At 74.1% G+C, this 22,108-nt stretch carries 20 protein-coding genes; 10 read left to right on the forward strand and 10 right to left on the reverse strand.

All coding sequences use genetic code 11. The features are described 5' to 3' along the window. Window positions 1–15: 15 nt before the first annotated feature. From ABTZ03_RS01365 to ABTZ03_RS01385, 5 genes are read right to left on the reverse strand one after another with little or no spacing between them, the layout of a single operon-like run. The gene (locus tag ABTZ03_RS01365) at window positions 16–2,187 is read right to left on the reverse strand and encodes an MGH1-like glycoside hydrolase domain-containing protein (RefSeq protein WP_350510778.1); all 2,172 of its coding nucleotides are present in this window, start codon (window positions 2,185–2,187) and stop codon (window positions 16–18) included. Next, window positions 2,184–4,205 (reverse strand): beta-galactosidase, encoded by a 2,022-nt coding sequence (locus ABTZ03_RS01370; protein WP_350510779.1) that lies wholly within the window; start codon window positions 4,203–4,205, stop codon window positions 2,184–2,186. Before ABTZ03_RS01370 ends, ABTZ03_RS01365 begins: the two co-directional genes overlap by 4 nt. Before the next feature lie 7 nt (window positions 4,206–4,212). Next, on the reverse strand, window positions 4,213–5,142 hold the full coding sequence (locus ABTZ03_RS01375; RefSeq protein ID WP_350510780.1) for a carbohydrate ABC transporter permease: 930 nt from the start codon (window positions 5,140–5,142) through the stop codon (window positions 4,213–4,215). Continuing rightward, window positions 5,139–6,065 carry a carbohydrate ABC transporter permease gene (locus tag ABTZ03_RS01380; protein WP_350510781.1) on the reverse strand — a complete coding sequence of 309 codons (927 nt, stop codon included), beginning with the start codon at window positions 6,063–6,065 and terminating at the stop codon, window positions 5,139–5,141. The genes ABTZ03_RS01375 and ABTZ03_RS01380 overlap by 4 nt, the downstream gene beginning before the upstream one ends. A gap of 11 nt (window positions 6,066–6,076) precedes the next feature. After that, window positions 6,077–7,471, reverse strand: a complete 1,395-nt coding sequence (locus ABTZ03_RS01385) for an ABC transporter substrate-binding protein (RefSeq protein WP_350510782.1) — start codon at window positions 7,469–7,471, stop codon at window positions 6,077–6,079. A 96-nt stretch (window positions 7,472–7,567) separates the two neighbouring features. On the opposite strand from ABTZ03_RS01385, the gene gcvPA reads away from it, so the two are divergent. The 5 genes from gcvPA to ABTZ03_RS01410 all read left to right on the forward strand — a co-directional run bounded on the left by gcvPA (window position 7,568) and on the right by ABTZ03_RS01410 (window position 13,241). Further along, entirely contained in the window at window positions 7,568–8,926 is a 1,359-nt protein-coding gene (gene gcvPA, locus ABTZ03_RS01390; protein ID WP_350510783.1) for an aminomethyl-transferring glycine dehydrogenase subunit GcvPA, read from the forward strand. Beyond that, the gene (gene gcvPB / locus ABTZ03_RS01395) at window positions 8,923–10,530 is read left to right on the forward strand and encodes an aminomethyl-transferring glycine dehydrogenase subunit GcvPB (protein WP_350510784.1); all 1,608 of its coding nucleotides are present in this window, start codon (window positions 8,923–8,925) and stop codon (window positions 10,528–10,530) included. The genes gcvPA and gcvPB overlap by 4 nt, the downstream gene beginning before the upstream one ends. After that, window positions 10,527–11,654, forward strand: a complete 1,128-nt coding sequence (locus tag ABTZ03_RS01400) for an ATP-NAD kinase family protein (protein ID WP_350510785.1) — start codon at window positions 10,527–10,529, stop codon at window positions 11,652–11,654. Before gcvPB ends, ABTZ03_RS01400 begins: the two co-directional genes overlap by 4 nt. 108 nt (window positions 11,655–11,762) lie before the next feature. After that, the gene (locus tag ABTZ03_RS01405) at window positions 11,763–12,509 is read left to right on the forward strand and encodes an SDR family NAD(P)-dependent oxidoreductase (RefSeq protein ID WP_350510786.1); all 747 of its coding nucleotides are present in this window, start codon (window positions 11,763–11,765) and stop codon (window positions 12,507–12,509) included. 78 nt (window positions 12,510–12,587) lie between these two features. Then, a complete protein-coding gene (locus ABTZ03_RS01410) occupies window positions 12,588–13,241 on the forward strand; it encodes a GntR family transcriptional regulator (RefSeq protein ID WP_350510787.1) in 654 nt (217 codons plus the stop codon). Between the two features lie 8 nt (window positions 13,242–13,249). Here the strand turns inward: ABTZ03_RS01410 and ABTZ03_RS01415 are convergent, their stop codons facing one another. Continuing rightward, on the reverse strand, window positions 13,250–14,002 hold the full coding sequence (locus ABTZ03_RS01415; RefSeq protein WP_350510788.1) for an MBL fold metallo-hydrolase: 753 nt from the start codon (window positions 14,000–14,002) through the stop codon (window positions 13,250–13,252). Window positions 14,003–14,040: 38 nt separating this feature from the next. Further along, window positions 14,041–15,078: a GlxA family transcriptional regulator gene (locus tag ABTZ03_RS01420; protein WP_350510789.1), complete on the reverse strand. Its 1,038-nt coding sequence runs from the start codon at window positions 15,076–15,078 to the stop codon at window positions 14,041–14,043. 180 nt (window positions 15,079–15,258) lie between these two features. On the opposite strand from ABTZ03_RS01420, the gene ABTZ03_RS01425 reads away from it, so the two are divergent. Both ABTZ03_RS01425 and ABTZ03_RS01430 read left to right on the forward strand, forming a co-directional pair. Continuing rightward, a complete protein-coding gene (locus tag ABTZ03_RS01425) occupies window positions 15,259–15,924 on the forward strand; it encodes a DUF4937 domain-containing protein (protein ID WP_350510790.1) in 666 nt (221 codons plus the stop codon). Window positions 15,925–15,986: 62 nt separating this feature from the next. Continuing rightward, a complete protein-coding gene (locus ABTZ03_RS01430; protein ID WP_350510791.1) occupies window positions 15,987–16,733 on the forward strand; it encodes a class I SAM-dependent methyltransferase in 747 nt (248 codons plus the stop codon). A 21-nt stretch (window positions 16,734–16,754) separates the two neighbouring features. Here the strand turns inward: ABTZ03_RS01430 and ABTZ03_RS01435 are convergent, their stop codons facing one another. After that, entirely contained in the window at window positions 16,755–17,369 is a 615-nt protein-coding gene (locus ABTZ03_RS01435; protein ID WP_350510792.1) for a TetR/AcrR family transcriptional regulator, read from the reverse strand. An 88-nt stretch (window positions 17,370–17,457) separates the two neighbouring features. Between ABTZ03_RS01435 and ABTZ03_RS01440 the strand changes: the two genes are divergently transcribed. Further along, the gene (locus ABTZ03_RS01440) at window positions 17,458–18,705 is read left to right on the forward strand and encodes an NADH:flavin oxidoreductase/NADH oxidase family protein (RefSeq protein WP_350510793.1); all 1,248 of its coding nucleotides are present in this window, start codon (window positions 17,458–17,460) and stop codon (window positions 18,703–18,705) included. 95 nt (window positions 18,706–18,800) lie between these two features. Continuing rightward, window positions 18,801–19,448 carry a TetR/AcrR family transcriptional regulator gene (locus tag ABTZ03_RS01445; protein ID WP_350510794.1) on the forward strand — a complete coding sequence of 216 codons (648 nt, stop codon included), beginning with the start codon at window positions 18,801–18,803 and terminating at the stop codon, window positions 19,446–19,448. Between the two features lie 61 nt (window positions 19,449–19,509). On the opposite strand, the gene ABTZ03_RS01450 is transcribed toward ABTZ03_RS01445, so the two are convergent. Together ABTZ03_RS01450 and ABTZ03_RS01455 are read right to left on the reverse strand one after the other, a co-directional pair. After that, complete coding sequence (locus ABTZ03_RS01450) at window positions 19,510–19,839, reverse strand: hypothetical protein (RefSeq protein ID WP_350510795.1); 330 nt, start codon at window positions 19,837–19,839, stop codon at window positions 19,510–19,512. A 65-nt stretch (window positions 19,840–19,904) separates the two neighbouring features. After that, window positions 19,905–21,311 (reverse strand): amidase, encoded by a 1,407-nt coding sequence (locus tag ABTZ03_RS01455; protein WP_350510796.1) that lies wholly within the window; start codon window positions 21,309–21,311, stop codon window positions 19,905–19,907. Window positions 21,312–21,492: 181 nt separating this feature from the next. Between ABTZ03_RS01455 and ABTZ03_RS01460 the strand changes: the two genes are divergently transcribed. Further along, a complete protein-coding gene (locus tag ABTZ03_RS01460; protein ID WP_350510797.1) occupies window positions 21,493–22,083 on the forward strand; it encodes a TetR/AcrR family transcriptional regulator in 591 nt (196 codons plus the stop codon). Window positions 22,084–22,108: the final 25 nt, after the last annotated feature.

Below are 22,108 nucleotides of genomic sequence, written 5' to 3' on the forward strand. Positions count from 1 at the left end.
GGGCCGGTGGCGGGGTCACTGCCGCAGCAGGGGCAGCAGCAGTGCGGCGGACCAGCTGAAGTTGGTGGAGTTGCGGCCGGCGCCGGTCAACGGGTCGTAGTTCTCCCGCACCGGACCGTCACCGCCCAGGCCCTCGGCGGCGGCGAGCAGGCGCTGCACGGCCGCCCGGGCGTCCTGGTGCCAGCCGTGGCGGCGCAGCCCCTCGATCGCGAAGTAGGTCTGGTCGAGCCAGGCCAGCCCGCGCCAGTAGCCGGCCGGGTCGAAGGCGGGCGAGCTGCGGGCGACGGTCGGGAAGGGCATCGGGGTGCCGAACTCGGCCGGGTCGAGCAGCAGGGCGCGCACGGTGCGGGCCTGGGCGGGGTCGGCGGTGCCGGACCAGAGCGGGATCGCCCCCTCGATGCCGCGGCCGCGGGCGGTGAGCCGGGCGCCGGTGGTCAGGTCGGTGTCGTGGAACCAGCCGTCGGCCGGGTCGTACATGGTGTCCCGGATCGCGGCGTCGATCCGCCCGGCCCGGGCGCGCAGCCGGTCCGCGGTGGGGCGGTCGCCCAGTTCGGCGGCGATCGCGGCCAGGTGGCGGTGGTCGGCGGCCAGGTAGGCGTTGAGGTCGACGGAGCGCTGGGTGAGCGACCAGCCGAGCAGGGTGCCCCGGGCGTCCCGGTTGGGGACGACACCGGCGGCGTCGAAGCGCGGGGCGTTGTCCATGCCGGACTCCCAGGCCGCCGCCTGCCGGCAGTCCTCGGGAGCCGCGTTGGCCGGGTCGACGGTGGCTCCGTACTCGCACAGCCCCTCGCCGAGGTGGTCCCGGGTGCGGTACCACCAGTCCTGGTAGGCGGTGAGCTTGGGCAGCAGTTCGCGCAGGAAGGCCCGGTCGCCGCCGTGCCGGTAGACCTCCCAGACCGCCCAGGCGGCCAGCGGGGGCTTGGAGTTGCGTTCGTTCCAGTTGCCGCCGCCGGTGCTCGGGTCGTTGTAGAAGACGCAGTCGGGGAGCATCCCGGCGTCCTGCGGGCGGTCCGTGGAGCCGGCCGGGATCTGGTGGTCGAAGACGGCGCGGATCTGGTCGGCGGCGAGGTCGGGGGCGAACAGGGCGGTGCCGACGGCCTGTTTCCAGGTGTCCCAGGCCCAGACCCCGCTGAACCACTTGTTGGAGAGCGAGGGGGTGACGGCGTCGTGCCGGATCCGCCCGGCCGGGCTGCGCCAGTTGGTGACCAGGGTCTGGACGCACTTGACGGCGGTGCGGCGGCGGTCGGCCGGGACGCCCTCGGTGGCCCGGGCGACGTATCCCGCCCAGCGGGCGGCTCCGGTGGCGGCGATCCGTTCGGGGGTGCGCAGCGCCGTCCCGGCCTCCCGGGCGGCGCGGTCGTACTCGGCGGCGGTGAAGGTGTAGCTCTCGGTCCAGTCCAGGGTGCGGGTGGTGCCGGGCGACAGCCGTACGGCTTCGGTGAGTTCGGTGCGGTGGGTGTCGCCGTCCACGGTGACCCGGACGGGCTGGGCGTGCCGGACGGCGAAGCGCTCGGTGCCGTCGGTGAGGTAGTCCCAGGTCTTCCGGACCCGGGCGAAGTCCACCTCGACACCGTGCTCGGCGGCCCGCAGCCGCGGTGCGTCGTGCTGGGGGCCGTCGGCGGGGCGCAGCAGGGTGCCGGTCCAGCTGACGCCCAGGGTGCGGGCGGTGCGGCCGGTGTTGGCCAGGCGGGCGCGCAGCAGGGCGGTGCGGTTGCCGGCGAAGCGCAGTTCGAGGGTGAGGGCGAGGCCGCCGCCGAGGGCGTAGGACTGGCGGAGCAGTCCGGGCAGGGCGGTGAGGACGGGGGTTCCGGCGGCGGCGAGCTCCAGCGGTCTTCCCTGCTCGGTGAGCCGGAGGCGGGTGAGGCCGTCGCTGAGCCACCAGGGGTACTCCTGGGCGAGGTGCAGCGGGCCGGTGAAGCCGCCGAGCGGGTCGGTGGGGCGGGGCAGGGCGTAGGCGTGCCAGGCGCCGAGGTCGGCGAAGACGGTGATCGGGTTGTTGTCGCCGGGGTAGGCCCGGGTGGGGGTGCCGTGCAGGTCGAGGACGTCGGCGTAGCGGTCGGCGTCGAGGTCTGCGGGCTCGGAGGGGTCTTCCGGTGCGGCGTGGGCGGCGGCCGGGGCCGCCAGCGGGCCGGCGGCGGCCGCGAGGGCCGAGGCGGTGAGGAAGTGGCGGCGGGTCAGCGGGTTCATGCGCGCTCCTCGGGGGCGGGCAGGCGGAGGACGGCGGCGCCGAGCGGGGCGAGGGTGAGGGTGTCGCCGGTGGCGGTGCCGGTGAGCAGGTCGGTGCCCGGTCGTGTCAGCGGTACGGTCCGGTCGGCGGGGCCGTGGTTGAGCAGGAAGAGGTACTCGGTGCCGTCGGCGGCCCGGCGGCGGGTGGCCTCGACGCCGTCGGGCAGGCCGGGCAGTTCGGGGCCGGTCCCGGCCTCGGCGAGCGGGAGGTCGAGGACCCGGCCGGTGTCCGGGCCGAGGTGGCAGCCGAGGTACCAGGCGCTGCCGGTGCCGTGGCGGTGCCGGGTGACGGCGGGCCGGCCGGTGAGTTCGCCGGAGCCGTAGCGGGCGAGGGTCTCGGCGCCCTCGGTCTCGATCCACTCGCTCCAGCGCTCGGCGCGCAGTTCCCGGCCGTCGAGGTGGACGGACGTGGTCTCCCCGTCCGGGATCGGCCAGTGCTCGTCCACGACCAGGCCGAGCAGTTCGCGCAGCGGGCCGGGGTGGCCGCCGGGGTGGATGTGGTCGTGGCGGTCGGTGATGCCGCTGAACGGGCCGCAGACCAGGTGGCCGCCGTCCCGGACGTAGTGGGTGAGGCGTTCGGCGGTGGCGGTGTCGAGCAGGTAGAGGTTGGGGGCGAGCAGCAGCCGGTAGCCGTCGTACGGTCCGGTCGGGGGGAGGAAGTCGACGCTGGTGCCGCGGTCGTACAGGGCGGCGTACCAGGGGCGGAGCAGGTCGAGCCAGCGCATCCGGGCGGAGGGGTGGTCGTCCAGTTCGAGCGCCCACCAGCTGTCCCAGTCGAGCAGCACGCCGACCCGGGCGCGGCTGCGGCTGCCGGCGATCTCGCCGAGGCGGCGCAGTTCGGCGCCGAGGGCGAGGGTCTGCTGCCAGCCCCGGCCGGCGGTGCCCCGGTGCGGGAGCATCGCGCTGTGGAACTTCTCGGCGCCGGCGACGGAGGCGCGCCACTGGAAGTGCAGCACGCCGTCGGCGCCGCGGGCCAGCGCCTGGAGCGACCAGAGGCGGTACAGGCCCGGGCGTTTGGGGACGTTCACCGGGCGCCAGCTGACCGCGGAGGGGGCCTGTTCCATCAGCAGCCAGGGCCGGCCCTGCTTGAGGGAGCGCATCAGGTCGTAGTTCAGGGCGGCGTTGACGTGGGCGCGCGGGTCGGCCGGGTCGGGGTAGGCGTCGTCGGAGACGACGTCCTCGTGCCGGCTCCACTCCCAGTAGTCGAGGGCCTTGAGCATCGACATGAAGTTGGTGGTGACCGGCAGTCCGGGCGAGAGTTCGTCGAGGACGGCCTTCTCGGCGCGGTGCAGGGCGAGCAGGGCGTCCGAGCAGAACCGCCGCCAGTCCAGCAGTTGGGTCGGGTTGACCGGGCCGGGCGCGGTGCGCGGCGGCTCGACCTGGTCGAAGGAGTTGTAGCGCTGGGACCAGAAGGCCGTCCCCCAGGAGCGGTTCAACTCCTCGACGGTGCCGTGCCGTTGGCGCAGCCAGCAGCGGAAGTCGGCGGCCGACTCGGCGCAGAAGCACTCCTGGACGTGGTCGCCGTACTCGTTGTGGATGTGCCACAGGGCGAGCGCGGGGTGGTCGTGGTAGCGCTCGGCGAGCATCCGGGTGAGCCGGACGGCGGCGGCCCGGTAGACCGGGGAGGAGGGGCAGTAGTGCTGGCGGGAGCCGAACTCCAGCCGGACGCCGTCGGCGGTGACGGGCAGCAGCTCGGGGTGGGCGCGGACCAGCCAGGCGGGCGGGGAGGCGGTGGCGGTGGCCAGGTCGACGGCGACGCCGTGCCGGTGGACGAGGTCGAGCAGCCGGTCCAGCCAGCCGAAGTCCCAGCTGTGGGCGTCGGGTTGGAGCCGCGCCCAGGAGAACACGCCGACGGTGACCAGGTTCACCCCGGCCTCGGCCATCAGCTTCACGTCCTCGGCCCACACCTCCTCGGGCCACTGTTCGGGGTTCCAGTCCCCGCCGTACAACAGGCCGGGCACGCGGGTCAGTCGGTCCATTGGTGCGTCATCCCTTCAGCGCCCCGCCGAGCAGGCCGGCCACGAACTGCCGCTGGAAGACCAGGAAGAGCACCATCAGCGGGAGGGTGGCCAGGAAGGAGCCCAGCATCAGGCCGGAGTAGTCGACGTGGGTCAGCCCGGTCAGCGTGTTGAGCGCGACCGGCACGGTGTACTTGTCCTGGGTGTTGAGCATCAGCAGCGGCCAGATGAAGCTGTTCCACTGGCCCATGAAGGTGAAGATGACGAGCGCCCCCAACTGCGGTCGCACGCACGGCAGGACGACCTGGTAGAAGGTGCGCAGCTCGCCGGAGCCGTCGATCCGGGCGGACTCCAGCAGTTCGTCGGGGAAGTCCAGGAAGCTCTGGCGCATCAGCAGGATGCCGAAGGAGTTGGCGAGGAAGGGCAGGATCACCGCCTGGTAGCTGTCGATCCAGCCGAGGCTGGCCATCATCTGGAACAGCGGGACCAGCAGCACCTGGAGCGGGATCATCATGGTGGCGAGCACCAGGCCGAGCAGCAGGCCCCGGCCGCGGAAGCGGTACTTGGCCAGCCCGTAGCCGCACATCGCGGACAGCAGCGAGCTGAGCAGGGTGTGCACGACGGCGATGCCGAGGCTGTTGAGCAGCACCCGGCCGAAGCCGATGGTCTGCTGGAGGTGGACCAGGTTGCGCAGCAGTTCGCCGCCGGGCAGGAACGGCGGTGGGGAGTGGAAGAGTTCGGAGCTGCTGTGGGTGGCGGCGATCAGCATCCAGGCGAAGGGCAGCAGGCTGAGGACGGCGCCGAGGGCGAGCAGGGCGAGGACGGCGGTGCGGGCCAGGAGCCTTCCCCGGGGCGGAGTTCGGCCCGTCGTCGCGGTGGGCGTGCGGCCGGTCGTTCCGGTGGGTTTCCGGCCGGTGGTCGCGACGGGTGTCCGGCCGGTCGTCTCGGTGCCCGTCATCGGCGGCGTTCCCTTCCGTAGAGTCGGAACTGGAGCAGTGAGACCGCCGCGATGATCAGCACCACCACCCAGGCGATGGCGGCCGCGTAGCCGAAGTCCAGCTGCTGGAAGCCGACCTTGTACAGGTAGACCACCGGGGTGAGGGTGGCGTCGCCGGGCCCGCCCCTGGTCAACACGTAGTTCTCGTCGAAGAGTTGGAGGGTGCCGATGGTGGAGGTGATGACGCAGAACAGCACCACCGGGCGCAGTTGCGGCAGCACCACCCCGGTGTAGGTGCGCACGGTGCCGGCGCCGTCCAGGGCGGCGGCCTCGTACTGGTCGCGGCCGATCGCCTGGAGGCCGGCCAGCAGGATCACGGCGTTGTAGCCGGTCCACCGCCAGGTGACCGAGCCGATCAGCGAGATGCGTGCCCAGGTGGGCGAGTTGAGCCAGTCCACCGGGCCGAGGCCGAGCGCCTGGAGGAACTGGTTGGCCAGGCCGCCGTCGGTGCGCAGCAGTACCTGGAAGACCACCGCGTAGGCGACCAGGGTGGTGATCGCGGGCAGGAAGAAGACCGCCCGCCAGCCGGCCCGGAAGCGCAGCCAGGACTGGTTGAGCAGGACGGCGAGCACCAGGGCGAGGCCGATCATCACCGGCACCTGGACGGCGAGGATCAGCCCGGTGTTGACCAGGGAGTGCAGGAAGGCCGGGTCGTCGAGCATCCGGCGGTACTGGTCCAGGCCGACGAAGACGTCCACGCCGTCCCGGCGGGCGGTGAGGCTCTGGTAGAGGCTGGCGCCGAGGGGGTAGGCGAAGAAGAGGGTGAACAGGGCGGCGACGGGGCCGGCGAACAGCCAGGCGGCGGTGTGCGGGGAGCGGCGTCTGCGGGCCCGGGCGGTTCGGGGGGCGGGCTTGCGCAGGGCGGCCGGGACGCTGCTGGTCATGGCGCCCGCTCCTAGGAGACCGGCTGGCGGCCGGTCGCGGTGGCGATCTGGCGGGCGGCGGAGCGCAGGACGGTGCCCGGGTCGGCACCGTTGTGCAGCACCTGGTTGACGGCGGTGGTGACGATGTCTCCCGCCTTGGAGTCGTCGGCGGTGTGCTCGACGGTGGGGATGCCGCGGGCGAGGTCGGCGAACAGCTTCATGGCGGGCTGGCCGCCGTAGTAGGGGGAGGGCTGCTGGAAGTACGGGTCGTCCAGGGCGGGCAGGTAGGCCGGGAAGAGGCCTTCGTGCTGCATCATCGAGACCTGGTTGGCCTTGTCGGCGAGCAGGAAGTCCAGGAACGCCCAGGCGGTTTCGGGGTTCCGGCTCTGGGCGGTGACGCACAGGACGGAGCCGCCGCTGTTGGAGGTGCGGGCGCCGCCGGGGCTGAAGGCGGGCAGCGGGACGACGCCGAACTTGCCGGAGAGGTCGGCCAGGTCGGAGCCGAGGGTGCCGTCCCACCAGGCGGCGGTGGGGGTGGTGGCGGCCTTGCCGTCGTGGGTGCCGGAGACCAGGCCGTCCCAGCCGTCCTCGAAGTCCACCAGGCCGCGGTCGACCAGTTGCTTCATCAGGGTGAGCGCGCGCTCGGCGGCGGGGGTGGCGACGGCCACCTTGCCGTCGGTGAACCAGCCCTGGCCCTGTTGTTGGAGCAGTTGGGCGAAGAGGGTGTCCTTCTTGGAGTCCATGATGAGCAGCTTCTTGCCGGTGGCGTTCCTGAGGGTGGTGCCGGCGGTGAGGTAGTCGTCCCAGGTGGTGAGGGTCGCGGGGTCGATGCCGGCCTGCTGGAAGTGGTCCCGGCGGTAGAACAGGGCGCACGGGCCGCTGTCCCAGGGCAGCGCGAGGACCCGGCCCTTGGCGTCCGTCACGGTGTGCCAAGTGGCTTCGGCGAACTGCGATTTGAGTCCCTGGGCGCGGCTGGTGAGGTCGACCAGGCCGGTCGGGAAGTTGCCGATGTAGCTGGGGATCCGGCCGCCCTCGACGGTGAGGACGTCGGGCAGTCCGCTGCCGGCGCCGAGTCCGACGGTGATCTTGTCGTAGGCGTTGTCGTAGCCGATGTCGACCACCTCGACGGTGGTTCCGGGGTGCGCCTGCTCGAAGGTCCTGCCGAGCCGCTGCATGGCCTTGGCGGCCACGTCCCAGGACCAGATGGTGACCTTCCCGGTGAGGGTGGCGCTGGGGCCGCTGCTGCCGAGTTGCCTGGCCGCCGGCCCGCCGGCCCCGCCGGTGGCGCAGCCGGTGACTCCGGTCAACAGCAGTGCGCCGCCCGCGAGTCCGGCGCCGAGGAGGCGTCGGCGGTCCAGCGGTGGGGCGGATCCGCGCCGCTCGCGGGCTGGCGGGGGGAGTTCTTCGGGCCGGGTTCGTGCGGACATCTTGCCTCCCGACGGGTGAATGCCGAATGCTGTATACAGAACTCAGCATGCACAGTGCCGTCAAGGCTTCCGACCGAAATCGCGGAAGGTGACAGGATGCCCGCACGCGTTCCCCGAACCCACCCGTACATCCCCAACTCCGCCCCCGACGCCCGCAGTTCGATGCTGGCGGCGATCGGCGCGCAGGACGTCGGGGAGTTCTACGCCGACATCCCCGCCGAACTCCGGCTCGACCGCCCGCTGCGACTGCCCGCGCCGTTCACCTCCGAGGCCCGGCTGACGGCCCACCTGGAGGAGCTGCTGTCCCGCAACACCGCGGTGCCGCCCGGGCGTTCGTTCCTCGGCGCGGGCTGCTACCGGCACCACGTACCCGCCGTGGTCGACGAGATCGTCAACCGCAGCGAGTTCCTCACCGCCTACGCCGGCGAGCCGTACGAGGACCACGGACGGTTCCAGGCGCTCTGGGAGTACCAGTCGCTGATGGCCGAACTGCTGGCCGTCGACGTGGTCAACGTGCCGACGTACGACGGCTTCCAGGCGGCGGCCACCGCCCTGCGGATGGCCGGCCGGGCGACCGGACGGCCACGGCTGCTGCTGGTCGGCGACATCGACCCGGACCGGCTCTCCCGGATCCACGACTACGTGCGGGGCGTGCACCGGGTCGAGCCGGTCGCCGCCGAACCGGCCGCCGTCCGGGCCGCGCTCGCCGGCGGGGACGTCGCCGCCGTGTACGCCCAGCTGACCGACTTCACCGGCCGGGTCGACCCCGCCCTGCCCGAGTACGTCGAACTCGCCCGTGCGGCAGGCGCGTTGTCCGTCGTCCAGGTCAACCCGCTGAGCCTCGGCGTGCTCGCCCCGCCCGCCTCCTTCGGCGCCGACCTCACCTGCGGCGAGCTCCAGCCGCTCGGCATCCACCCCAGCTTCGGCGGCGGCAACGCGGGCTTCATCGGCTCCGCGGACGAACCGCACCTGGTCGCCGAGTACCCGAGCCGACTGTTCGGCCTCGCCCCGACCGAGGTGCCCGGCGAGTACGGCTTCGGCGACGTGGCGTACGAGCGCACCTCCTTCGCGCTGCGCGAGGAGGGCAAGGAGTGGGTCGGCACCGCCGCCGCCCTGCACGGCATCGCCGCCGGGGTCTACCTCGCCCTGATGGGCCCGCACGGCATGCGCGAGATCGGCGAGACCGTCCTCGCCACCACCGCCTACGCCCGGCAGCGCCTCGCCCGGGTGCCCGGGATCGAACTCGCCGAGCCCGAGGCGGTGCACTTCGCCGACTTCACCCTGCGCTACCGCGACGGGCACACCGCCGCCGAGGTCTCCGCCGCCCTGCTCGCCCGCGGCCTGCACGGCGGCACCCCGGCCGGTCCGCACGAGGGCCGGTACTGCGTCACCGAGCTGCACACCCAGGCCGACCTCGACCACCTCGCCGACGCGCTTGAGGAGATCATGAAGTGACGGACCATCAGGCCACCACCACGGAAACCGATCCGCGGATCGCCCCCAAGCCCGCACTGCGCCGCTTCCAGCAGGCCCGCTGGGACGAGAAGCTCGTCTTCGAGCTGGGCTCCCCCGGCGAACGCGGCGTCCTGCCGCCGCTGCCCGAGCCCGGCGTCACCGCCGCCGTCGGCGCCCCGGCCGACCGGCTGCCCGCCGCGCTGCGCCGCGCCACCCCGCCCGCGCTGCCCGAACTCGGCCAGCAGCAGGTGCTCCGGCACTACCTGCGGCTGTCCCAGGAGAACCTGGGCGCCGACCTCAACGTGGACGTCGGCCAGGGCACCTGCACCATGAAGTACAGCCCCAAGGTCAACGACACCTTCGTCCGCGACCCCCGGATCGCCGCCCTGCACCCCGCCCAGGACCCCTCCACCGTCCAAGGGGTCCTCGAACTCGCCCACCGCCTGGAGCAGTTGCTCAAGGAGATCTCCGGCATGGACCGGGTCAGCCTGCAGCCGGGCGCCGGCAGTGCCGCGATCTGGACCAACGTCTCGGTGATCCGCGCCCACCACGCCGCCCGCGGCGAAGGGGAGCAGCGCGACGAGATCATCACCACCGCCTTCTCCCACCCCTCCAACGCGGCCTGCGCCAAGACCGCCGGCTTCAAGGTGATCACCCTCCACCCGGACGCCGAGGGCTACCCCGACATCGAGGCGCTGCGGGCCGCCGTCGGCCCGCGCACCGCCGCGCTGCTCATCACCAACCCCGAGGACACCGGCATCTACAACCCGCGGATCGCCGAGTTCGTCCGGATCGTGCACGAGGCCGGCGGCCTGTGCGCCTACGACCAGGCCAACGCCAACGGCATCCTGGGCATCACCCGGGCCCGCGAGGCCGGCTTCGACCTGTGCCACTTCAACCTGCACAAGACCTTCTCCACCCCGCACGCCTGCGGCGGCCCGGCGGCCGGCGCCTGCGCCGTCACCGCCGAACTGGCGCCCCATCTGCCCGTCCCCACCATCGAGTTCGACGGCGAGCGGTACCGGCTGGAGTACGACCGGCCGGAGTCGATCGGCAAGATCCGACCGTACCTGGGCGTCGTCCCCAACCTGGTGCGCGCCTACGCCTGGATCATGTCGCTGGGCGCCGAGGGCCTGCGCGAGGTCGCCGAGACCGCGGTGCTCAACAACAACTACCTGCTGCACCGGGTGCGGCAGATCCGCGGCGTCTCCGTCCCGTACGCCAAGGGCCGGCCGCGGGTCGAACAGGTCCGCTACAGCTGGCAGCAGCTCAACGAGGACACCGGCCTGCACAGCGAGGACCTCGGCTACCGAGCCGCCGACTTCGGCACCCACTACTGGACCAGCCACCACCCGTACGTCGTCCCCGAGCCGATGACCCTGGAGCCCACCGAGTCCTACTCCCGCGCCGACCTCGACGAGTACGCGGCGATCCTCGCCGAGGTCTCCCGCGAGGCGTACGAGGACCCGGAGACGGTGCGCACCGCCCCGCACCGCTCCACCGTGCACCGGATCCGGCCCGAGCCGCTGGACGACCCGGCGGTCTGGTCGGTCAGTTGGCGCGCCTACCGCCGCAAGGTGCTCGGCCTCGGCGACCGGCCGTGACCGGATCGCCGATCGGGCTGGTGATCAACCCGGTCGCCGGGCTCGGCGGCCGGGTCGGCCTCAAGGGCAGCGACGGCGACGACGTCCAGCGCCGGGCGCTGGCCCTCGGGGCCGTCCCCGAAGCCCTGCGCCGGGCGACTCTGACACTCCGTCAGCTCGACGGCGCCGAACTGCTCACCGTGGCGGGCCCGATGGGGGAGGACGCGGTACGGGCGGCCGGTCTGCCCGCACGCGTGGTCCACCGGCCACCCGCCGGTGCGGCCACCGGCGCGGCCGACACCCGGGCCGCGGTGCGCGCCCTGGTCGCGGCCGGCGCCGGACTGCTGCTGTTCTGCGGCGGGGACGGCACCGCCCGGGACGTCCTGGACGCGCTCGGACCGAGCCCCGGGGTACCGGTCCTCGGCATCCCCGCCGGGGTCAAGATGCACTCCGCCGTCTTCGCCCTCCACCCCCGCGCCGCCGCCGAGGTGGCCACCGCCTGGGCGCGCGGCGCCGTCCGGCTGGACAGCGCGGAGGTGGTGGACCGGGACGAGACCGCGCTGCGGGCCGGCCTGCTCTCGGCCCGGCTGTACGGCCGGCTCACCGTCCCGGTGCTGCCCGCCCGCGTCCAACAGCGCAAGACCGGCAGCGGCGGCCCCGGCCCGTCCACCGTCGCCGGGATCGCCGCCGGACTCGCCGCCCGGGTCGACGGTGACGGACTGCTGCTGCTCGGCCCCGGCAGCACCACCCACGCCGTCGCCACCGCGCTCGGCGCCACCGGGACCAGCCTGACCGGCGTCGACCTGCTCCGCCTGCGGCCCGGCCGGCCCCCGCTGGTCCAGCTCCGGGACGCCCGCGCCGACCAGCTGGGCGACCTGCCCAGCACCCCCTGGATCGTCCTCTCCCCCATCGGCGGCCAGGGCTTCCTGCTCGGCCGCGGCAACCAGCAGCTCACCCCCGCCCTGCTGCGTGCGGTCGGCCGGGACCGGCTGCTGGTGCTCGCCACCGAGGCCAAACTCGCCGCCCTGGCCGGCCGCCCGCTGCTGCTGGACACCGGCGACCCGGAGCTGGACGATGCCCTCTCGGGCCACGTCCGGGTGATCACCGGCCACCGCTCCAGCGCCGTCTACCGCCTGACGTCCTGACCGTCCGACGTCCTGACCGTCCGACGTCCTGACCGCCTGTCCGCCCGCCCCCTGAGCGTCCGTACCCTTCGCAGATTCGCAGATTCGCATTCGCAGAGGAGCTCCCCCATGATCGACCTCCACGGCAAGCGCGCGATCGTCACCGGCGCCGCCTCCGGCATCGGCCGGGCCACCGCCGCCCTGCTCGGCGAACTCGGCGCCACCGTCGTGCTCGCCGACGTCGACGCCGAACGCGGCGAGCAGGCGGCGAAGGAGATCGGCGGCACCTTCATCCGCTGCGACGTCTCCCGGCGCGCCGACTGCGAGCAGCTGGTCCGCACCACCGAAGGCCAACACGGCGGCGTGGACGTGCTGTTCAACAACGCGGGCATCATCCGCCGGTCCACCGTCTGCGACATCACCGACGAGGACTGGGACCTGGTGATGGCCGTCAACGTGCGCTCGATCATGCTGCTCAGCGGACTCGTCGTCCCGCTGATGGCCGCGAACGGCGGCGGCAGCATCATCAACACCGGCTCCGGCTGGGGCATCAAGGGCGGCGGCCGGGCCATCTCCTACTGCGCCTCCAAGGGCGCCGTGGTCAACATGACCCGGGCGATGGCCATCGACCACGGCCCGGACAACATCCGGGTCAACTGCGTCTGCCCCGGCGACACCGACACCGGCATGCTCGCCGAGGAGGCCCGCCAACTCGGCGAGAGCGCCGACGCGTTCTACGCCGACGCCGCCGACCGACCGCTCGGCCGGATCGGCCAACCCGCGGACATCGCCCGCACCGTCGCCTTCCTCGCCAGCGACGCCGCCTCCTTCGTCAGCGGCGCCGTCATCGCGGTGGACGGCGCCGGAACCGCCTGACCGGCCGAACCGTCCGGCCTCACGAGAGGCCGGACGGCGGCCGGTACCCTACGGGACGAACGAGGAAGGGAAAGCCCGATGGCGATCGAGCGGCGGCCGCTGCGCGAGCAGGTGAAGGACGAACTGCTGGAGCAGCTCGGCCGCGGCCGGTTCACCCCCGGCGAGTCCATCAACGAGGTCCACCTCGCCGAGGAACTCGGCGTCAGTCGCACCCCGCTGCGCGAGGCCCTGATCAGCCTGGAACGCGAGGGCATCATCACCAGCGAACGCGGCAAGGGCTTCCGCTTCGCGCCCACCGGCAAACAGGAGTTCCTCGACCTCACGGCCATCGTGATCGCCCTGGAGTCGCTCGCCCTGCGCACCTCCGACCCCGCCCACCTCTCCGCGATCGCCCCCCGCCTGCTCGCCGAGGCCCGCGCCTTCTCCGCCCCGCAGGCCCCGCACGGCACCATCGAGCGCCACGACGACGCCTGGCACGCCCTGCTGCTCTCCGGCTGCGCCAACACCCGGCTGCGCGAGATGATCGAGTCGTTGAAGCTCACCCTGCACCGCTACGAGCGCGTGGTGGTCGGCGACCACGAGATCCTCGAACGCGCCGCCGAGGAGCACGAACGGATCGCCCAGTGCCTGCTCGACGGCGACGTCGACCGGGCCGTCATCGCCCTGGAGGCCAACTGGACCAGCGGCATGGAACGCATCCTGGAACGCCTCCCCCCGGTCGGCGTCCGCTGAGCCCTTCCTCAGGCCAGGACTTCGGCCTCCCCCGGAGTGAGCCAGTGCAGCCGGTCGGCCAGGCCGGCGGCCTGGAAGCGGGCGGTGGTCTCCGCCCGGCCCTCGGTGAAGTGCTCCCAGGAGGTGTAGTGGACCGGGACCACCCGGCGGGCGTCGAGTGAGGCGGTCAGGGCCGCCGCCTGGGCCGCGTCCATGGTGATCAGCCCGCCGCCGCCGAAGGCCTCGATCCGGGCGGCGCCGAGGTGGAGCAGGGCCGTGCCGATGGTGAACCGCCGTCCGATCCCGTCGAGTTCGGGGATGTGCACGGTGTCACCGGAGACGTACAGGGCCTCCTGCTCACCGGGCACCTCGACCACGAAGCCGGTGACGTCGCCGACCGGGCCGTGCTCGCCCGGCGTACCGGTGATCCGCAGGCTGCGGCCGTCCACCGTCAGGGTGCGGGTCTGCCAGGGCGCCAGGCCGAGCGCGCCGCCGCCGAGCCGGGCCGCGCCGCTGACCGTGGTCAGCACCGGGCGGTCGGCGAGCAGGGTGCGGCCGGTCGCGTCGAGGTTGTCGGGGTGCTCGTCGTGGCTGAGCAACACCGCGTCCACGGGCGGGAGTTCGTCGGCCGCCAGGGCGGGGCCGGTGGTGCTGCGCAGCACCACCGGGTCGTGCCGGTACTCGGCGGGGGCCGGGTCGAAGACCGGGTCGGTGAGCAGCCGCAGGCCGCCGATCTCCAGCAGGACGGTCGCGGTGCCGATGTGGGTGGCCGTGATCTTCATGGCTCTCCTCGGTTCTCCGTGCTTCTTCTTGCAGGGGTTCAAGGGGTGGTGACGCGGAACCGGCGCCGGTACTCGCCCGGGGTGGCGCCGAGGTGCTCGCGGAACACCCGGTGCAGGGTCTCCACCGAGCCGAAGCCGCAGGCCCGGGCGACGCCGGGCAGCGGATGGTCGGTGCGTTCCAGCAGCCGGCGGGCCGCCTCCAGCCGCAGTTCCGCCACGAACGCGCCGGGCGTGGTGCCGGTCTCGGACCGGAACACCCGGGCGAAGTGCCGCTCGCTCATGGCGAGTCGGGACGCGAGCACGGGCACCGACAGGTCGGCGTCCAGGTGTTCGCCCATCCAGCGGCGCAGGCTGCGCAGGTCGGCCCGGCCGCCGGCCTGGTGGGCCAGGGGAACGCTGAACTGGCTCTGACCGCCCGGGCGTTGGAGGTACATGACCATGATCCGGGCGATCTCCAGGGCGAGGTCGTCGCCGTGGTCCTCGGCCACCAGGGCCAGGGTGAGGTCCAGTGCGGTGGACAGGCCCGCACTGGTCCACATCCGCCCGGAGCGGATGAACACCGGGTCGGGATCCACCTCGACGGCCGGGTGGTCGGCGGCCAGCCGGTCGGCGGTCGCCCAGTGGGTGGTCGCCCGGTGCCCGTCCAGCAGTCCGGCGGCCGCGGTCACGTGCGCACCCGCGCACACCGAGGCGACCCGGCCCGCCCGGGGCCCCACCTCCCGCAGCCAGGCCACCACCGCCGGATCCACCTGCGGCACCGGCCCGTGCGGGCCCAGCTCCACCCGGCCGGGCACCAGCACCGTGTCCGGCCGCACCCGCGCCTCGGCCAGCGTTTGCTCGACCAGCAGCGGCACCCCGGAGAAGGTCTCCACCGGCCCGCCTCGCTCGGCGCACAGCCGCACCTCGTACCCGGGCCGCTCCGGCCCCAGCAGCCGGTCCGCGAGCGCCAGGATCTCGGCGGGCCCGGCCACGTCCAGCGCGTTGACCCCGGGGAAGACCGGGATCACGACCAGATGCGGGAGGCGGGGTGCGTCGTCCATCGCTCCGCCGTCGTTCAGGGCTCCACCGTCGTTCATGGCTCCACCCTCGCCCGGGGGCGACCATGGCGGCAATGACCGGAATCTGCAGGATTCCGCCATCGACCCACCAGGCCATCGGGCCACCTGCCCCCCTCCGCCCTACGCCGATGGTCCGAGCGCCCCCACGACCTGCGCCCGATTGCCCCTCCCCCGGCCCGGCGCAGCAGGATGGGCCGCATGTGGGCCAAGTGGATCGACTGCCGAGTACGACCGGACGCACGCGCGGCGTTCGCCGCCGGACAGCGCCGCTGGGCGGCCGTGGCGGACCAGCCGGGGCTGATCGGCCAGCTGGGCGGCTGGTCACCCACCGGTGACCGGGCCCTGCTGCTCGCCCTCTGGACGGACGAGACCGCCTACCGCCGCTTCATGCGCGAGCGCCACGACGAGATCGCCACCGAGGCCGCCCAACAGGGCAGTTGGGAGTCGATCCGAATCGCGAGCGGCCCCGTCGCCCTCACCATGCCCGGCTCGGCCCTGTCCGTCCCCGAGGCCCTGTCCGTCCCCGAGGCCCCGCTCGTCCCCGAGGCCCTGCGCCGGGCCGCCCTGCTGCGCGTCGCCGACTGCGAGCTGCGCCCGGGCCGCACCGAGCACTTCCTCACCGTCCAGCACGAGCTCTGGGCCCCCGGCATGGCCGCGGCCGGCGGCCTGCTCACCGGCGCCGTCACCCGCCTCTCCCCCACCCGCCACCTGGTCACCACCCTCTGGACCACCCCCGAGGCCCACGCCGCCTACGTCACCGACGCCCTCCCCGCCCTGCTCGCCCGCGCGGACGTCCCGGCCGACGTCGCCGCGCTGACCGGGCACGCCGTACCGCTGGAGCCCGGCTGGCTGGTCCTGCCGTAGCGGCTCCGAACGGGAAACCCGCTGGATCCGCCCGGCGGGCGCCGGGTAGGGTCCGGGTCTCGATGACCGACACCTGGGACACCATCGCCGACTGGTACGCCGAACTCCTGCGCACCGGCTCCCCGTTGAACGACTTCAACCGCGACACCCTGCTCGCCCACCTGCCCGACCAGCTGTCCGGCCGCCAGGTCCTCGACCTCGGCTGCGGCGAGGGGATCATCACCCGCGCACTGGCCGCCCGCGGCGCGACCGCCCACGGCATCGACCCGTCCACCCGCCTGATCGAGCATGCCCGGACCGCCGGCACACCCGGGCCGGGCACCGTGTCCTACGCCGTCGACGACGGGTGCGTACTCGGCACGGTCGCCGACCGCTCGGTCGACTGGGTGACCGCCGGACTCTCCCTCAACCACGTGCCCGACCTCGATGCCGCGCTCACCGCCGTCCGACGGGTGCTGACGCCCCGGGGCGCGCTGGTCCTCAGCGTCCCGCACCCCTGCTTCGAGGCGCCCCACGCCTCCTGGACCCGTCTCGCCGACGGTACCCATCGCCGGGTGGTCGGCGACTACCTCGCCGAGGGGTTCTGGCGCTCCGCCGACCCCCGGGCCGTCCGCCGGGCCGGCAATCGGCACCGGACGCTGTCCGGCTACCTGACCGCGCTGCTGCGGCAGGGCTTCACCCCGGAGACCGTCGACGAGCCCGCACCGACCGCCCCGGTCATCGCCCACCAGCCCCGACGGGCCGGCCTGCCCCCGTTCCTGCTCATCCGCGCCCGCGCACCCCACGACCCCTCGGGCCCGGCGGGCTGAACCCCCGCGTCGGGCGTCCTCCTACCGCCGGACGGTGCCCAGCAGCGCGTCGACGGCCGCCCGGACCCGCTCGTCCGTCACGGCCGGGTCGGCCGTGACGGCGGCCGGGTCACCCGCAGGCCCGGCCGCGCCGAGTTTGCCGTCCAGCTGGAGGAAGGCCAGCCCGTGGACCAGCGCCCACACGGCCGTGCCCATCGCCTCGCAGTCGGATCCGGGGAAGACGTCGTGGACGATCGCGCCGACGTACTCCCGCATCGCCTCGGTCGCGGCGGCGCGTTCCGCGTTCGCGGGGTCGCAGGGTTCGGCGAACATCACCCGGAACAGGGCCGGCCGCTCGACCGCGAAGCGGACGTAGGCGGCGGCGACGGCGGCCAGGTCCTCGGGCGCGCGGGGTGCGGGGTGGGCGGCCACGAGGCGCTCGCCGAGTTCGCGGCAGCCCTGAGCGGCGACGGCGGAGAGCAGCGCGTCACGGTCGGCGAAGTGGCGGTAGGGGGCGGTCGCCGAGACGCCGGCCCGGCGGGCGACGGCGCGCAGCGACAGGGCCGCACTGCCGTCCTCCTCCAGCAGTTCGCGCGCGGCGCGCACACAGGCGGCGCGCAGGTCGCCGTGGTGGTACGTGCTGGCTTGCTGTGGCATCCGTCACCCTCCGCAATGTTTGCACTGCTCACATGCCCGACTTAATGTGAGCAGTGCAAACATTCTAGCCGAGGGTGAGGAGACCCCGATGGCGGACGACCTGTTCACGCCCCTGCGCCTGGCTTCCGGCGCGGTACTGCCCAACCGGATCGCCAAGGCGGCCATGGAGGAGAACCTCGCCGGGCCCGGCCAGCTCCCCGACGGGCGGCTGCTCGCCCTCTACCGCAGCTGGTCCGCCGGCGGCAGCGGTCTGCTGATCACCGGCAACGTGATGGTCCACGCCGAGGCCCTCACCGGCCCCGGCGGCGTCGTGCTGGACGACGCCGCGCCCCTGGCGCCCTTCGCCGCGTGGGCCGAGGCCGCCAAGTCCGGCGGCGCCGCGGTGTGGATGCAGATCAACCACCCCGGCCGCCAGGTGCCCTCCGGCCAGCCCGGCGTGGTCTGGGGCCCCACCGACCGCGGCGTCGACCTCGGCCGGCACAGCGGCCGCTTCGGCCGCCCCACCGCGATGACCCCCGACCAGATCGCCGCCACCGTCGAGCGCTTCGCCACCACCGCCCGCCGCGCCGCCGAGGCCGGCTTCGACGGCGTGGAGATCCACGCCGCCCACGGGTACCTGCTCTCGCAGTTCCTCTCCCCGCTGGTCAACACCCGCACCGACGCCTGGGGCGGCCCGCTGGAGCACCGCGCCCGGATGCTGCTCGACGTGGTCCGGGCCGTGCGCGCCGCCGTCCCGCCGCACTTCGCCGTCGCCGTCAAGCTCAACTCGGCCGACTTCCAGCGCGGCGGCTTCGACCTCGACGACGCCCGCCAGGTCATCGCCATGCTCGCGCCGCTCGGCGTCGACCTGGTCGAGCTCTCCGGCGGCAGCTACGAGAGCCCCGCGATGACCGGCCGCCCCGCCGACGAGCGCACCAGCGCCCGCGAGGCGTACTTCCTCGACCTGGCCACCGAACTGGTCCGCACCAGCCCGCTCCCGCTGATGCTCACCGGCGGCATCACCCGGCGCGGGACCGCCGAACAGGCCCTCGCCGACGGGGTCGCCGTGATCGGCATGGGCACCGCTCTCGCCGTCACCCCCGACCTGCCGCACCGCTGGGCCGCCCGCGCCGAGGCCGACCGCGCCCTGCGCCCGGTCACCTGGTCCGACAAGGCGCTGGCCTCCGCCGCGAGCATGGCCCTGGTCCGCCACCAGCTGCGCCGCCTCGCCGCCGGCCGCACCCCCACCCCGAACACCCGCCCGGCGGTGGCCCTGCTCACCGAACAGCTCCAGCAGCGCAAGGCCCTGCGCGACTACCGCGGCTGGCTGGCCGCCCGCCGGCCCTCGGCACGCTGACCGCCCCTGCGGCCCACCGGCCGGCCCACGCGGACGCCACTCTCCATGAGTTCGCTGTAGCAGCTACAAATTTATGATCGGTATATAATTTACGCATGACCAAGGAACCCGAGGGCCCCGATCTGCCGCTGCGCCAGCGGAAGAAGCAGGAGACGCGCCGCCGCATCTCCGACGTCGCGTCGGCGCTGTTCCTGGAACGCGGCTTCGACAACGTGACGGTCGTCGAGACCGCCAAGGCCGCCGACGTGTCGACGATGACGGTCTTCAACTACTTCCCGCGCAAGGAAGACCTCTTCCTGGACCGGATCCCCGAGGCCATCGAGCTGTTCACGGGCGCCGTACGGGACCGCCGGGACGACGAGACCCCGCTCACCGCCCTGCGCCGCGTCACCCTCGAACTCATCGACCAGGGACATCCGTTGACGATCGCCCAGGAGCGCTTCCTTCCCTTCTGGCGGGTGGTGGGCGATTCGCCCGCGCTGCGGGCCCGGGGACGCGAGGCGCTGGAGGAGTTGGAGACGGCACTCGCCGCCACGATCGCCGAGACCACGGACGGGGGCGCCCACGACCTGCGGCCCCGGCTGACGGCCGCGCTCGCCGTCGCGGCCTACCGCACCGTCGCCACGGCCTCCCTTGCCGGGCTCGTCGCCGGCGAACCGGAGCACACCGTCCTGGAGGACCACCGGGCCCTGGTGTACCGCACCTTCGACGCACTGGAGCGGGCGCTGCCCGACGCCACCTGACCAGCACGGCGGTTCCTCCGAACGAGCGCCCGCCGACGGCCGGCCCCGGACCGGGCGCCGGCTACAGCACCGCGACGCAGGAGCTCAGATCCGCGGCCAGGAAGACGAGGTGACTGTCCCCGGGTGTCATCTCCACCCGCCCCAGGGCGACCGGGGTGCTCCCCGCACGCCGCAGGGCCGGCAGCCCCTGCGCGAAGTCCTTGCAGGTGACGACCCCGTCCTCCGCCATCCACTGGGCCCGGAAACTCCAGATGTCGAGGAGTCGGCTGGCCGGCGCCGTCGTTCCCGGCCACACCTGGAACCCGGCCCCGGCCCGCAGGGCCAGCGCGGCCCCAGCGGCGCCGTCGGTCCGGTGCTCGTCGAGAGCGGCGATCAGGTCCTCACGATCCATACCGGGCAGTATGACGCCCGGGGGGTACCGCCCGGCTCACCGGCCCCGCGCACCCCGGCCGCCGGTCACGGCCTCGGGTCGATCGGGGTGAGGGTGCCCAGGCGGTCCTCGATGTGCTGGGCGGCGGCCAGGCAGAGGTCCTCGCGGAAGGGGCGCCCGACGAGCTGGACGCCGGCGGGGAGGCCGTCGGCGTCCGGTCCGGTGGGCACGGCGACGGCCGGGACGCCGACGAAGCTGGTGACCGAGCAGAGCCGCATGGCCGTGGCGACCCGGTCCCGGCCGGCCTGGTCCCGGGACTCCAGGCCGGGTTCGACCGGCGGTTCGGTGAAGACCGGGCCGAGCAGGAGCGGGTACTCGTCCAGGAACTCCGCCCAGGAGCGGCGGATGTTCATCCAGGTGCCCATGAGCGCGATCAGCCCGGCGGCGTCGAGGGGCGGGGCGCTGCGCATGGTCAGCTCGATGAAGCGGTCGCCGCCCTCGCCCAGCAACTGCCGTACGGCGGGCCAGTTGGGCGCGAACTCGGTGACGGTGAGCCGGTGGTAGGCGTGCAGGGCCTCGTCGAGCCGCGGGACGTCCGGGACCTCGCACACCTCGTACCCGGCGTCCCGCAGCGCCTCGGCGGCGGCCTCGACGGCGCGGCGGACGGTGGGGTGGACACCGTGGCCGCCCGGGTCGGCGACCACCACGACCCTCGGCGCGCCGTCCAGCGGATAGCCGTACAGCGGGGCGGGGACGGCCCGCGGGTCCCGCAGGTCGGGGCCGGCCAGGCTCTCGTAGGCGAGCCGGAGGTCGGCCACGGTGCGGGCCAACGGGCCGTCGGTGACGAGGAGTTGGGAGGCCGGGCCGGGGTCGTCCGGGCCCAGCATCCGCTGGTCGGCGGCGAACCGGCCGGTGGTCGGCTTGAGCGCCGCGACGCCGCAGAAGGCGGCCGGGATCCGGACCGAGCCGCCCGAGTCGTTGCCGAGCCCCAGCGCGGCCATGCCGGTGGCCACCGCGACGCCGTCCCCGCCGCTGGTGCCGCCGGGGGTGCGGCGGGCGTCCCACGGGTTGCGGGTGTCGCCGTACAGCTCGCTGCGGGTGTGCATCCCGGCCAGGATCAGGGTGGGCAGGTTGCTGTGGCCGATCGGGATGGCCCCGGCGGCGCGCAGCCGGGCGACCGGGACGGCGTCGGCGGGGGCGGTGAGCCCGCGGAAGCGCGGGGTGCCGAAGGTGGTCGGGACGCCCTCGATCCGGGTGCACTCCTTGACCGTGAACGGCACCCCGGCGAGCGGCCCGAGCGGCTCCCCGGCGGCGCGGCGGCGGTCGAGCGAGCGGGCGTCGGCGCGGGCGCGGTCGGCGAGCAGCTGGGTGACGGCGTTGGCCTGCGGGTTGACCTCGGCGATACGGGCGAGGTGGGCGTCCACCACGTCGAGGGCGGACGCCTCACCACTGCGGACGGCGGCGGCGATGGCGGTGGCACTGAGTTTCCACACGGGCTTCTCCTGGCTGGTCGGATGCGGTCGCACGGGATCCGGTGCGGCTACCCCGGCGGGGTCGCCACCGTTTCCGATGCGCTTGCATCGGAACCCTAGCCGGGGAACCGATACGATCGCATCGGATTAACGGGCCCGCGGCACGCGGGCAAGTCGGACCGGACCGGGAGGAGGGCGACGGATGCCCAAGCAGGTGGACCACGAGGAGCGGCGCCGGCGGATCGCCGACGCGGTGTGCGCACTGATCGACACCCAGGGCCTGGAGGGCGTCACCCTGCGGGACGTCGCCGTCCGGGCGGAGGTCTCGATGGGCGCCGTCCAGCGCTGCTTCCGCACCAAGGAGGAGATGCTGCGGTTCGCCCTCGGCCACATCGGCGAACGCGTCACCGAACGGGCGCACGCCCGGGTGCTGGCCGGCCCGGCGCAGTCGGCCGCGAGCACGGTGGGCCACGTGGCCGGCGAAGTGGCCCTACTGCGGGACGAGCACCGCACCGAGGCCCGGATCTGGCTGGCCTTCCTCGCCGCGGCCGCCGTCAACCCGCCGCTGGCGACCGCCCTGCGGACCAGCTACGCCGACCTGGAAACGCTCCTGGCCCGGCTGATCGAGCAGGCCGGCCTCGACCCCGCCCCGGCCCGCCGGGAGGCCCGGACCCTGCTCGCCCTCACCGACGGCCTCACCGCGCACGTCCTCATCGGCCACCGCACGACGACGGAGGCCGAGGAACTCCTGCACACCCACCTGGCCGCGCTCTGGCACCGCGCCGGCGCCTGAGCGACCGGACGCGCCCGACGGTTCC

It is taken from the genome of Kitasatospora sp. NPDC096077 (assembly GCF_040303245.1).
Classification (GTDB): Bacteria; Actinomycetota; Actinomycetes; order Streptomycetales; family Streptomycetaceae; genus Kitasatospora.